General features: G+C 68.5%; 11 protein-coding genes and 1 tRNA gene. 1 reads left to right on the top strand and 11 read right to left on the bottom strand.

Translation table 11 applies throughout. The annotated features are described in order from the left end of the window. Positions 1-7: 7 nt before the first annotated feature. The 5 genes from AC1PZ7_RS11115 to AC1PZ7_RS11095 form a co-directional block, all read right to left on the bottom strand. Positions 8-1,003, bottom strand: coding sequence for a Gfo/Idh/MocA family oxidoreductase (locus AC1PZ7_RS11115; RefSeq protein WP_482359526.1), 996 nt, complete (start codon positions 1,001-1,003; stop codon positions 8-10). Between the two features lie 128 nt (positions 1,004-1,131). After that, complete coding sequence (locus AC1PZ7_RS11110) at positions 1,132-2,337, bottom strand: SH3 domain-containing protein (RefSeq protein ID WP_482359525.1); 1,206 nt, start codon at positions 2,335-2,337, stop codon at positions 1,132-1,134. 437 nt (positions 2,338-2,774) lie between these two features. Then, positions 2,775-4,067: a nicotinate phosphoribosyltransferase gene (pncB, locus tag AC1PZ7_RS11105; protein WP_482359524.1), complete on the bottom strand. Its 1,293-nt coding sequence runs from the start codon at positions 4,065-4,067 to the stop codon at positions 2,775-2,777. Between the two features lie 244 nt (positions 4,068-4,311). Then, complete coding sequence (locus tag AC1PZ7_RS11100; protein ID WP_482359523.1) at positions 4,312-5,289, bottom strand: dihydrodipicolinate synthase family protein; 978 nt, start codon at positions 5,287-5,289, stop codon at positions 4,312-4,314. A gap of 70 nt (positions 5,290-5,359) precedes the next feature. Beyond that, positions 5,360-5,653: an RAG2 PHD domain containing protein gene (locus AC1PZ7_RS11095; RefSeq protein WP_482359522.1), complete on the bottom strand. Its 294-nt coding sequence runs from the start codon at positions 5,651-5,653 to the stop codon at positions 5,360-5,362. A 239-nt stretch (positions 5,654-5,892) separates the two neighbouring features. Between AC1PZ7_RS11095 and AC1PZ7_RS11090 the strand changes: the two genes are divergently transcribed. Continuing rightward, positions 5,893-6,990, top strand: a complete 1,098-nt coding sequence (locus AC1PZ7_RS11090; protein WP_482359521.1) for an alkene reductase — start codon at positions 5,893-5,895, stop codon at positions 6,988-6,990. A 15-nt stretch (positions 6,991-7,005) separates the two neighbouring features. Here the strand turns inward: AC1PZ7_RS11090 and AC1PZ7_RS11085 are convergent, their stop codons facing one another. From AC1PZ7_RS11085 to AC1PZ7_RS11060, 6 genes are all read right to left on the bottom strand, one after another. Beyond that, a complete protein-coding gene (locus tag AC1PZ7_RS11085; protein ID WP_482359520.1) occupies positions 7,006-7,485 on the bottom strand; it encodes an HXXEE domain-containing protein in 480 nt (159 codons plus the stop codon). 47 nt (positions 7,486-7,532) lie between these two features. Beyond that, positions 7,533-8,426 (bottom strand): transglutaminase family protein, encoded by an 894-nt coding sequence (locus AC1PZ7_RS11080; protein ID WP_482359519.1) that lies wholly within the window; start codon positions 8,424-8,426, stop codon positions 7,533-7,535. 327 nt (positions 8,427-8,753) lie between these two features. Next, positions 8,754-8,948 carry a hypothetical protein gene (locus tag AC1PZ7_RS11075; RefSeq protein WP_482359518.1) on the bottom strand — a complete coding sequence of 65 codons (195 nt, stop codon included), beginning with the start codon at positions 8,946-8,948 and terminating at the stop codon, positions 8,754-8,756. A gap of 125 nt (positions 8,949-9,073) precedes the next feature. Further along, positions 9,074-9,838 carry a sulfotransferase family protein gene (locus AC1PZ7_RS11070; protein ID WP_482359619.1) on the bottom strand — a complete coding sequence of 255 codons (765 nt, stop codon included), beginning with the start codon at positions 9,836-9,838 and terminating at the stop codon, positions 9,074-9,076. Positions 9,839-10,035: 197 nt separating this feature from the next. Continuing rightward, positions 10,036-10,111 (bottom strand) — tRNA-Lys (locus tag AC1PZ7_RS11065). A gap of 90 nt (positions 10,112-10,201) precedes the next feature. After that, positions 10,202-11,701: a tripartite tricarboxylate transporter permease gene (locus AC1PZ7_RS11060; protein ID WP_482359517.1), complete on the bottom strand. Its 1,500-nt coding sequence runs from the start codon at positions 11,699-11,701 to the stop codon at positions 10,202-10,204. Positions 11,702-11,708 lie beyond the last annotated feature (7 nt).

The raw sequence follows: 11,708 nt of genomic DNA, 5'->3' as shown, positions 1-11,708 counted from the left end.
CTTCCTCTCAGCCGGCGGCGGAGGCGCGCAGCGGCACCGGATCGGCGGACGTCGGTTCAAGGGACGCCAAGCAGCGCATGGCGGTGGCGATGGCGGCGACGCCGTCCTCGCCGGTGACGGCCGGAACACCCTCGCCGCGCACCGCCTCGACGAAGCGCGTCAGCTCGAGACGCAGCGGCTCGCCATAGGCGACGGGGAGATGGCGCATCGAGTAGCTGCCATCCGGCTTGTAGTCGAAATACTCGGTGACCTGACGGGTCAGGAGATCGCCGATCACATACTTCTTGCGCGTCGCGACATGCACGGTGCGCGCCTTGAAGGGCGTCAGCCAGTTGGTGTTGATGTGCGCCAGCACGCCGTTGGCGGTGCGGAACTGCAGCAGCGCGATGTCCTCGCGCTCCGCCACCGCCGCCTTCACCTGCGGCTGCACCTCGGTGATGTGCGAGCCGGTCAGGTGGCAGATCAGGTCGATGTCGTGCACGGCGAGGTCGATCACCACGCCGACATTCGACATGCGCGGCGGGAACGGTCCGACGCGGGTGATGCCGATGGAGAGGATTTCCTCGCCGCGAATGGCGCTCTTCACCGCCTCGACCGCCGGATTGAAGCGCTCGACATGGCCGACCATGAGCGCCACGCCCTTGGCGCGGGCGGCGGCGACGATCGCCTCGGCCTCGACGACGCTCGGAGCGATCGGCTTCTCGACCAGTACATGCATGCCGAGGTCGATGGCGGCGAGCGCGACATCATGGTGCAGATGGGTCGGCGCGGAGATGACGAACGCTTCGGCGCCACGCGCGACCAGTTCCTCCAGGCTCGCCACTGCCGTGCAACCGAGCAGGGCCGCGACCTTCTCGCGCTGGCCCGCATCGGGATCAGCGATGCCAACCAGCTCGGCGCCCGGCAGATCGGTGAGCACACGGGCATGGTTGTAACCCATGATGCCGACGCCGACGACGCCGACGCGAACGGGCTTCTCCGCCCCGCTCGGGCCCTGAACCATTCGATTATCCTTCAGTCTCAATTCGTCGCCCGGGGTCTAACACGCGCCTCGGGGTGTGGCGAGGGAGGGGGATTCCCAAAGCCCGGCCAAAAGCTTCAATAATTGCTTCAACGTGTTACCGACGTCCGTCACTCGGCGGCGGCGGCGCTTTCCTTCGCGCCCTCGGCGTTCGACATGCTGCTCGGGTCGACGAAGCTCTTGTAGATGAAGCCGCGCTTGCCTTCGACGATGACCTCGCACCACTGGTGACAGGCCACGAGGTCGACCTTCTGGCCCGCCGGCAGGTTGCCGATGGCCGCCGCGCCCTTCTTCGGCGCCGCGCGCATGGTCACGGGGCGACGCGTGACGACGGTGCCGACCGGCTCGCCGCCGAAGCCCGCATGCGACTCACCCTCATCCATGCCCTCGCCCGTCGCCTCGGACGACTCGGCGGCCTCGGCCGGAGCGGTGGGCGAGGCGGCCGCCACCTGACGCTCCGGTGCGCGCGGCGGCGGCAGCGGGGCCTCCTTCGGCAGGGATACCGCCGCGGTCTCGGCGGCGGGCGGCGCGGTCTCGGCAGCCGCCGCGGTCTCCACCACCGGCGGCGGCGTCGGTGCGGCGAAGGCGGTCACGGCGACCGGTTCGGAGGTCGCGTCGAAGGGAGGCGCGACATCGCGCAGGACGGGCGGCAGGCTGGCCGCCAGCGCGGACGAGGCGGTGGGTGTCGGTGCGGGAGCCTCCGCGACGTCGCGAACCGGCGCCGCCGGCGCGACGGAACCGACCGCCGTGACTACCGGCATCGGCGTCGAGGGCGCGACGCTGGCAACGGCGGCATTGCCGATGACTTCCGGCGCGACCTTCGCTTCCTCGCGTGCGGCCAGCGACTGCAGCAGCATGGCGCCGCCGCCGACCACCGCCATGAAGACGGCGAGCACGCCCATGCGCTGCCAGGTGATGACGTCCGTCGACGCGCCGCGTTTGCGCCGTGCGTCCGCCTCGCCCGGCGCACGCGGCGCGGTGCCGAAACCGCGGCGACGCGCCAGACCGGCATCCGCCGCCGCGCCGGCGCCGGGCGGCGCCTTCGCCGCGGGACCGGCCGAGGCGCGTTTGCTCAGTATGTCGCTGACATCGCCCAGCGCCGCGATGCGCTCGCGCACCTCGCCCAGGGAACGCGGCGAGGCTGCCTCTCCGAGACCGGCGGGACGCGACGGGCGGGCGGCGGCCGAGGCCAGCGGCGCACGCAGGGGCGTGCCGGGCGCCGGCCCGTCCCCGGCCACCGGGGCGTCGGACGGATCGGCCGGCCGCGTCGCCTTTTCCTGCTCGAGGGAATTGAGGATCGCCCGGAAATCGGTCACGAGCGAAGAGGAGAGCCCAGTTCCGCGCGGCTCTTGCGATGAGGTTGGCATGGCGCGGGGACTCTACGCTACGGGATGGAGGCAACGGACGGGGGATACAACCACCGGAAAGGCGTCGGCATCGGCACGGGACTTGCGCCGGCAGCATCCTGAGACACTGGCGGCCGGGTCGTTGGCGCGTTGCTGACCACTTCGCATGCGTTGCTTCCAGTCCGTTCGGGCCGGCGCCTGCAGAGGCGTTCGGCCGAGTTCCGTAACCCGTTTTCGAATGCGACGGGTGACACACTACCGACAAGTGGCCACTTGATGCAAGAAAGCCACAGGCCGGAAATTTCCTTATGAACAAAGAATGCGGCAACTCTTGGCCCCGGAGCGGGCCGAGCACATCAATTTATTTCAATGCCTACAAAGAGTTGGCGAACGCAGGCCCGCCGCCCCTACACCAGCACCGCCCTCGCCGGCTGGTCCGCCGCACCGAAGATTCGCCGATAGCGGGCGACCTCTTCGGGCGGACCCATCGCCTTGGTCGGGTTGTCGGACAGCTTGACGGTCGGGCGGCCGTCCGCCGAGATCACCTTGCAGACGATCGAGATGGGGTCGAGCCGTCCCTCCGGGGCGAAGCCGCGGAAATCATTGGTGAGCAGGGTGCCCCAGCCGAAGCCCATGCGCATGCGTCCGCGGAAATGCCGGTAGATGCGGGCGATGTCGTCGATGTCGAGCGCGTCGGAGAAGATGGCGAGCTTCTGCGTCGGGTCCTGCCCGCGCGCGCGCCACCAGCCGATGGCCTCCTCGCCGCCCTCGATCGGCTCCTTGCTGTCGATGCGGATGCCGGTCCAGCCGGCGACCCAGTCCGGAGCGTTCTCCAGGAAATGCGTCGTGCCGAACGTGTCGGGCAGCAGGACCAGGAGATTGCCCTCATAGTCCTTCTGCCAGTCGGCGAGCACCTTGTAGGGCGCCTGCGCCAGCTCCGCGTCGGTCTCGGCGAGAGCGGCATAGACCATCGGCAGTTCGTGGGCGTTGGTGCCGGTCGCCTCGACCTCGCGGCGCATGGCGATGAGGCAGTTGGAGGTGCCCAGGAAGCGTTCGCCCAGCCCCTCCATCACCGCCTGCACGCACCAGTCCTGCCACAGGAAGCCGTGGCGGCGGCGCGTGCCGAAATCCGCCACGCTGGCGCCGCCGAGCGCCTTGAGCCGTTCGACCTTCTCCCAGACCCGCGTCATCGCGCGGGCATAGAGCACCTGCAGCTCGAAACGGCCCATGCTGCGCAGCACGGCGCGCGAACGCAGCTCGTTGATGACGGCGAGCGCCGGGATCTCCCACATGGTGGTCTCGATCCACGGTCCCTCGAAGGTCAGCTCGTACTGGCCGTCGCGCTTTTCCAGGTGATAGGCGGGGAAGCGGAAATTCTCGAACCAGGCGATGAAGTCGGGCGAGAACATCTGCCGCTTGCCGTAGAACATGTTGCCGCGCAGCCAGGTCGACTCTCCGCGCGTCAGCGACAGCGTGCGCACATGGTCGAGCTGCTCGCGCAGTTCCCCCTCGTCGACGAAATCGGCGATGCGCACGCTTCGGGTGCGGTTGATGATGCCGAAGGTGACGCGGGTATGGAAATGCCGCCGGTAGATCGTCTGCGCCATCAGCAGCTTGTAGAAGTCGGTATCGAGCACGGAACGCACGATCGGATCGATCTTCCAGGTGTGGTTGTAGACGCGCGTCGCGATGTCGATCATGCAAGAGACCCCAGTTCCCGGCCTCCCTTCTAGAGCATGCGGCCCGAAATTGCAGGTCGCCGGGATGGCGGGATTTCCGGGAACCGGGAACGTGCGGCATCCCCTCAGCTCCGGCCGATCCAGGAGAGCAGCAACGCCGCGGCGAAGACCAGGCCGAGCGTGGCCGCGAGTCGCGCGATGACGGCCCGTCCATGGACATGGCGGGATGTGGGACGGGTCATGAGGGAGCTCCAGACGAAGGCTTTCATGGCAGCGATACCGGCAGGCCGGCAGCCAGCGGCGCGCTGATGGAGGCCGCGCGGCGGCCGGCCCGCGCCGGATCGCTCTCGGCGGCATCGGGCGGCACCGCGTCGAGGACGCCGGCGAGGCGGGCAAGCGTCACGCGCACCTGCGCGCAGGTTTCCTCGCGGGCCGAGGTCAGCGGCAGCCGCAACCGGGGGGCGAAGCCCGGCCACAGCAGCGAGGCGGCATATTTCGCCGCGATCGGCTCGGGTTCCATATCCAGCGCGCGGTAGAGCTGGCGCAGCCGGGCGGCCGGCGCGTCCGGATCGGTGTACGCGCAGACGCCGGCGCCATCCCAGGCGGCGCGGCACAGCGAGGGCGCGACATTCGCCGCGACCGACAGGCATCCGCGCATCGTGTGGCCGACCATAGCGATGCCTTCGCGCGGGGCGAGCGGCACCAGCCGGTCGCCGCAGGCGGCGGCATTGTCCCGCAATTGCTGCGGATCGACCGCCGCGTCGATGAACCCGACGACCGACGGCAGACGCGCCAGCCGCTCGATCGTCGACGGCGCGAGGACGAGGTTGGTGCGCGTCGGCGCGTTCTCGACGATCAGCGGCAGGTCGACGGCCCGCGCGACCGCCTCGACATGCCGGAAGATGCCCTCCTGCGAGGGCTTGTTGTAATAGGGCGTCACCAGGATGGCGGCCGACGCGCCGGCGGTGCGCGCGGCGCGCGTCAGCTCGATCGTCGTGGCCGTGCAGTTGGTGCCCGTCGCCGCCAGCACCGGCACGCGCCGGCCGGACACCTCGACGGCGACGCGGGCGAGGCGGTAGCGCTCGGCGGGCGAGAGCGTGGGCCCCTCGCCGGCGATGGTGCCGGTCACCAGCCCGTCGACCCCCAGGGCGACCTGCCAGTCCGCGAGCGCGGCGAAGGCGTTCTCGTCGATTTCCGCGCCATCGAAGGGCGTCAGGAGCGTGGTGAGTATTCCGCTGAACATCGGGTTCTCCTCCAATCAGCGCAGTGCAGCGGCCGGCGGGCGCCCGCGACGACGCCCGCCGGCCCGGGCTTCAGATGCGGAAGGCGATGGCGCGGCGTGTCAGGCGAACGGCACCGGGGCGGCGGCGGCTTTCATCCGTCGCGTAGCGCAGCGCAGCCTCCCTGGTGGCGAAGATGCCGCCGGCGAGGCCGTGCCGCTCGACGGCCAGCCAGTGGCCTTCCCTGTCCTGGCCGACAAGGAAGCGCAGATGGCTGACGGCGACCGAGATCTTCTGCGCCGCCAGTCTGGCGATGCGGCCCGGGCCGCGGGACGACGCCGGAATGTGGGGCTGCGGGTTCAACAGGCGCTTTTCGAGAGTGCGCATGGGTTCCATCGATGATGAACGGCGCGATGTGTGCGCCGCGTCATGGAGGCTAGACATGCCGACATTGGATTTCGATGTGGGTCGGAAGGCCCGGACATAAAGCCCGCATAAAGCGCCGCACCGGCGCCGACCCATGGTGCTGTTGCATGGCGGCCACGCGTTTTCGCGATCTCTCACGGACCGGGGGGCAATGCTTAGGTGAGAGGTAACGCGACCCTCAATCGATCAGGATTTCACCCATGTCCACGACCCCCAGCCTTTTCGACCCCTACCAGCTCGGCGACGTCACGCTCTCCAGCCGCGTCGTCATGGCCCCGCTCACCCGCAACCGCGCGGCGGCCGGCCTCGTCCCCTCGCCGCTTGCCGTCGAGTACTACCGCCAGCGCGCCAGCGCCGGCCTCATCGTCACCGAGGCGACGCAGATTTCCGACACCGCCCAGGGCTATCAGGACACTCCCGGCATCTACACCGACGCGCAGGTCGAGGGCTGGAAGCGCGTGACCGATGCCGTCCGCGCCGAGGGCGGCCACATGTTCGTGCAGCTCTGGCATGTCGGGCGCGTCTCGCACCGCTCGCTGCAGCCGGGCGGTGCCGCCCCCCTCGCCCCCTCGGCCGTGCGAGCGAACACCAAGACCTTTGTGAACAACGGCTTCGCCGAGGTGGACGAGCCGCGCGCGCTGACGCTGGAGGAGATTCCCGGCATCGTCGACGACTTCCGCAAGGCGGCGGCGAACGCGATCCGCGCCGGCTTCGACGGCGTCGAGCTGCACGGTGCCAATGGCTATCTCATCGACCAGTTCCTGCGCGACGGCGCCAACAAGCGCACCGACGCCTATGGCGGCTCGATCGAGAACCGCGCGCGCTTCCTGAAGGAGGTGCTGGAGGCCGTGACGGCTGAGATCGGCGCCACGCGCACCGGGCTGCGGCTTTCGCCGGTCACGCCGGCAAACGACCTCTCCGACAGCCAGCCGCAGGCGCTGTTCGCGCATGTGATGGATGTGGTGGAGAGCTTCCACCCGGTCTATGTGCACATGATCGAGGGCGCCACCGGCGGGCCGCGCGACGTCGTGCCGGGCTTCGACTTCGAAGCGTTGCACAAGCGCTACAGCGGCACCTGGATGGTCAACAACGGCTACGACAAGGCCATGGCCGAGGCCGCCGTCGCCAACGGCAAGGCGGACCTCGTCGCCTTCGGCAAGGCCTTCGTCTCCTCGCCGGACGCGGTGGAGCGCCTGCGCCGCGGCGCCGCCTTCAACGAGATCGACCGCGACCATCTCTATGGCGGCGGCGCCACGGGCTACACCGACTACCCGACGCTGGCGAGCGCCGGCGCCTGAGCGACTGCCGCGATCTCAGGGGGCCTGCCGGAAATAGGCCCGCCCCCTGAGGCGGATCATCACCACCGGATAGGCCATCAGCAGCGCCCCGCCGACGAGGGAACCGACCAGCAGGCCGGTCGTCAGAAGTCCCTCGGCGGCGGCGGCGAAATAGGTGCCTAGCCCCACCGGGTAGAACAGCACGACGGCCGTTACCGTGCCGGGCGAGAAGCGCCCGCGCGTGAGGATCATCGGCAGCACATGGAAGAAGGTCGCGTTGATCAGCATCAGCGCGGCGAAGACGAGCGGCGCGAGCGGCAGCAGCTGCACCATCTCGGCCTGGGCGAAGCCGAGCACCACCACCGCGGCGTTGGTGATGTAGAAATCCGCCCATTCGACCGGCAGCCCGATGACGGCCCGCGCCCAGTTCCGCCAGTCGAAGGAATATTCCTCCATGATGTGCAGCGTGTAGGCGAGCAGCCCCAGCCACGCCCACGCCTCGAAGCTCATCGTCATAGCGCCTCCTCCCCGCACCCGGCGGTAGGATGCTAGGCGACCCGCGGCTAGGCCGCCAGTGGCTCCGGATCGACCGCGTGCACCGAGACCTCGACGGTCATGCCGGTGTAGTCGCCGACATTGCCGGTGAAGCCGCCGCCCACCGGCACCGCCTGGCTCGGATCGCGCGTCACCGCGACGCGGATCAGGTTGTCGGCGGCGATGGTGCCGTTGGTCGGGTCGAACTCGATCCAGCCGGCGCCCGGCAGGTAGACGTCCGCCCACGCATGGGTGGCGCCGGCACCGACCACCGAGGCGCCGTCGCCGTCGAGGGCGGGGTCGTAGAGATAGCCGGTCACGAAGCGGGCACCGAAGCCGAGCGCGCGCGCCGCCTCGATCAGCAGCAGCGCGAAATCGCGGCAGGAGCCGGTGCCGAGCTTCAAGGTCTCCAGCGGCGCCTGCGTCCCCTGCTCATGGCGCAGATTGTAGGTGAAGCCCTTGAAGATGCCGTTGTTGAGGTCGGTGAGCAGTGCCAGCGTGTCGGTCGGCCGGGCGGCGACGAAGCCCTTGGCCCACGCTTCCAGCTCGCCATTGGGATCCGGATAATGGGGATCGCGCATGCGGCCGAGGTCGATGCGGTCGTCGGGCGAGTAGACGAAGGGGTAGGATGCCGCCGCCTCCTCGATCTCGAAGACCGGGTTGCCCAGCCCGTAGCGTTCGAGCGTCAGGACGCTCTCGATCTTCAGTTCGTCCGACGGTTCGAGAAAATCGACGATGGCGACCGAATTGCCGAACACGTCGTGCATCCAGCGCACATGGCCATGCGGCCAGAGCGTCAGTTCGGCGCCGACGAGCCGGAGATCGTGGCTGTCGCGCGGGCGCAGCATCAGCCGGTGCGGCTGGAACACCACCGGATTGGCATAGTGGTACCGGGTGACGTGGCGGACGGTCAGGGTCTGCATGGCATATTCCAGATCTGGGCTATCGGCGTCGCGAAACGCGCCCCCGGCGTGGCGCTCATCTTGGGAGGAGGCGGCCGAGGGCGAAACCCAGCATGCCGACGACGGCAAGCATGCGGAAGCTATATCTGCGCTCGGGCGGACGAACGATGATCGCCCGCTCTGCGCCCGCCCGCGCCGTGCGGGCCGCCACGGCCCGCCGGACAGGCCCCCTGGGCACCGTGTTGGAACTCTTCGCCTTCGCCATCGCCGGGAACCTCGCTGTTCGCGCCGCCTGATGTCGGCTAACGCGCGAAGGCGGTCATTCGTTCGCCGGCGGGCCGGCCGACGTCAGATGCGGCCGTTGAGGAAGGCCAGCATCTCCACCGGGCCGTTTGCACGGAACAGCTTCACCTGCCGCCCGCCGCACATGTCGCAGCGCAGGCGCGGCGGCGGCTCGCCCGGTACAGAGGCGGTCAGCGTCGCGGTATCCGCACGGCCGAGCGCCGAACGGCGCCCGCAACGCGGGCAATGGGCGCAAAACATGGTTGTCTGGTCGATGATATCGCCCTCCCCGGGCGGACTGGTCTGACGCAGGATAGCAGCGCGCCGGTCCGGCGTCCCCCTTCCTCGGCGGCGCCGGGCGCAAGCGGCACCCGCAGTGCCCGGCGTCAGTCCTCGGGACCGTAGCCGAACGCCGTCATCAGCTCCCGGCCACGCCCCGTGCCGAACACTTCCAGTTCCGCATCGGAAAGCTTGCCGACCCACATATGGCGGCCGTCGAAGATGGGCTGGTTGACCTGCCAGTTGCGCAGCGCCGCATGTTCCCCGCCCTGTTCGCCGCTGCCTTTCCCCACCTCGGTCCTGCCGAACCAGAGGCGTTGCGATTCATGATAGCGCAGCATGGCGTCGTCGAAGGGGAGCCCTGCGAAGGCGCACACGCGTTCCAGCTGCGGCTGCGGGGCCGTGATCAGATCCTCGTACCGCACGACGATGACGTCAGGACGGCCGGCTTGCGAGAGAATGATCTCGCCCGCCTCCATCCAGCGCGAAATGCCCTCTTCGGAACTTCCGAAGCGCTTGATGAAGGAGGCCGCGACGTCCCGGCCACAGCGCACCATCAGAACGAATTTGGGAGCGCGCATGAGCGCGCGAATGCGGTCGAGATTGGCAATGTGGCGCGGGGTCTTCTCGGCGAGGAACTCTTTCCCGGAGAGGCGAAACTCGGCGAGAAGCTGGCGGCGCCTGTCCTTCGCCTCGCCCGCCCAGCGAAACGCATCGGTCTCGCGCAGAGGAATGAAGACCCGGGGGTGCGCAGCGAACATGTTGGCCATGAGCGTGGTGCCGCTGTGACCGCATCCACAGATGAAGATCGACGCACGAGGCGTCGCCCACGCCGAAGGCTTCACCCAATCCAAACACCGCAAGACGTTCATTGAGGTCGTCGATCTTCGAGCGGCCGCCTCGCCACTCGGACGGCCTTCAGCCATAAACCACGCTTTAACGAGAAGTCGGATCGGCGCGGGGGACGCTTTTCTTCGAACGCAACCGCCAGCCGGTTGGTAATCACGGCCGGCACAAGCAAGGATAACCTTGCCCTTCATTTCCGCCAAAACTCCGAATGCCTGGAGTTTGGTGGGCGCACTAGGGCTCGAACCTAGGACCCGCTGATTAAGAGTCAGCTGCTCTACCAACTGAGCTATGCGCCCGAACCGGGTATCGAAGCGCCGCAGCGCCTCGAACGGGGGGTCGTGTAGCAGAGGGATTCGGGCCTGTCCATACCGTCCCTGCCCTTGTCCTCATTCTTTGAATGCCTCCTCCCGCTTCTTGCGGATGGAGGGCAGCAGCACGACGATGAGGGCGAGGGCCGCCAGCCCCAGCATGGTGGCGGAGATCGGCCGGGTGAAGAACACGGTCGGGTCGCCGCGCGAGATCAGCATGGCCCGGCGCAGATACTCCTCCAGCATCGGCCCGATGATGAAGCCCAGCAGCAGCGGCGCCGGCTCGCAGTCGAGCTTGACCAGCACGTAGCCGACCACCCCGAACAGCGCCATGGTGAACACGTCGATGGCGTTGTTGTTGACGCTGTAGACGCCGATGCAGCAGAAGCCGACGATGAGCGGAAACAGGATGTGGTAGGGCACGGTGAGCAGCCGCACCCAGATGCCGATCAGCGGCAGGTTCAGCACCACCAGCATCAGATTGCCGATCCACATCGAGGCGATGATGCCCCAGAACAGGTTCGGCTGCTCGTTCACCACGTTCGGCCCCGGCACGATGCCCTGGATGATCAGCGCGCCGATCATCAGCGCCATCACCGGGTTGGAAGGAATGCCGAGGGTGAGCATCGGGATGAAGGAGGTCTGCGCGCCGGCATTGTTGGCGGCTTCGGGCCCCGCCACGCCCTCGATCGCACCCTTGCCGAACTGCTCGGGGTGGCGGGAGATCTTCTTCTCGATCGAATAGGCCGAGAAGGAGGAGAGGATCGCGCCACCGCCCGGCAGGATGCCGAGGAAGGAGCCGATGAAGGTGCCGCGCAGGATCGGGCCGATGATGCGCTTGATGTCGTCCTTCGAGAGCAGCAGGCCCTTCACCTTCTGCACCATGACGGTGCGGGTGTGCTCGTCCTCCAGATTGCGCACGATCTCGCCGATGCCGAACACGCCCATGGCCAGCGCCACGAACTCGATGCCGTCGGCCAGTTCCAGCATGTCGAAGGTGAAGCGCGGCGTGCCGGTGTAGACGTCCTGCCCCGACAGGCCGAGCAGGATGCCGAGCACCACCATCGCCAGCGCCTTCACCACCGAGCCGGCGGCCAGCGCCACCGAGGCGATGAGGCCGAGCACCATCAGCGCGAAATATTCCGGCGGGCCGAATTTGAGCGCCAGATCGGCCAGCGGCGGGGCGAACACGGCGAGCAGGAAGGTCGCCACCGAGCCGGCGAAGAAGGAGCCGAGCGCCGCCGTGGCGAGCGCGGTGCCGGCGCGGCCCTTGCGCGCCATCTGGTAGCCGTCGATGGCGGTGACGACGGAGGAGCTCTCGCCCGGCAGGTTGATCAGGATGGCGGTGGTCGAGCCGCCATACTGCGCGCCGTAATAGATGCCCGACAGCATGATCAGCGCCGAGACCGGCGGCAGGCCGAAGGTGATCGGCAGCAGCATGGCGATGGTCGGCACCGGGCCGAGGCCGGGCAGCACGCCGATCAGCGTGCCCAGCAGCACGCCGATGAAACAGTAGAAGATGTTCTGGAAGGTGACGGCGACGGAGAAGCCGAGCGCGAGATTATCGAAGATTTCCAATGGTCCC

Source organism: Ancylobacter sp. TW_SC_1, assembly GCF_056836805.1.
Note: the sequence above shows the minus strand (reverse complement) of the source record. Positions and strands in the feature narration are given on the sequence as shown.

What these genes read in the sequence shown, in the direction of transcription:
- AC1PZ7_RS11115 (WP_482359526.1), bottom strand. Translation starts at nt 1,003, where the DNA reads ATGGTTCAGGGCCCGAGCGGGGCGGAGAAGCCCGTTCGCGTCGGCGTC.
- AC1PZ7_RS11070 (WP_482359619.1), bottom strand. Translation starts at nt 9,838, where the DNA reads ATGAACGTCTTGCGGTGTTTGGATTGGGTGAAGCCTTCGGCGTGGGCG.
- pncB (WP_482359524.1), bottom strand. Translation starts at nt 4,067, where the DNA reads ATGATCGACATCGCGACGCGCGTCTACAACCACACCTGGAAGATCGAT.
- AC1PZ7_RS11100 (WP_482359523.1), bottom strand. Translation starts at nt 5,289, where the DNA reads ATGTTCAGCGGAATACTCACCACGCTCCTGACGCCCTTCGATGGCGCG.
- AC1PZ7_RS11095 (WP_482359522.1), bottom strand. Translation starts at nt 5,653, where the DNA reads ATGCGCACTCTCGAAAAGCGCCTGTTGAACCCGCAGCCCCACATTCCG.
- AC1PZ7_RS11075 (WP_482359518.1), bottom strand. Translation starts at nt 8,948, where the DNA reads ATGTTTTGCGCCCATTGCCCGCGTTGCGGGCGCCGTTCGGCGCTCGGC.
- AC1PZ7_RS11090 (WP_482359521.1), top strand. Translation starts at nt 5,893, where the DNA reads ATGTCCACGACCCCCAGCCTTTTCGACCCCTACCAGCTCGGCGACGTC.
- AC1PZ7_RS11080 (WP_482359519.1), bottom strand. Translation starts at nt 8,426, where the DNA reads ATGCAGACCCTGACCGTCCGCCACGTCACCCGGTACCACTATGCCAAT.
- AC1PZ7_RS11085 (WP_482359520.1), bottom strand. Translation starts at nt 7,485, where the DNA reads ATGACGATGAGCTTCGAGGCGTGGGCGTGGCTGGGGCTGCTCGCCTAC.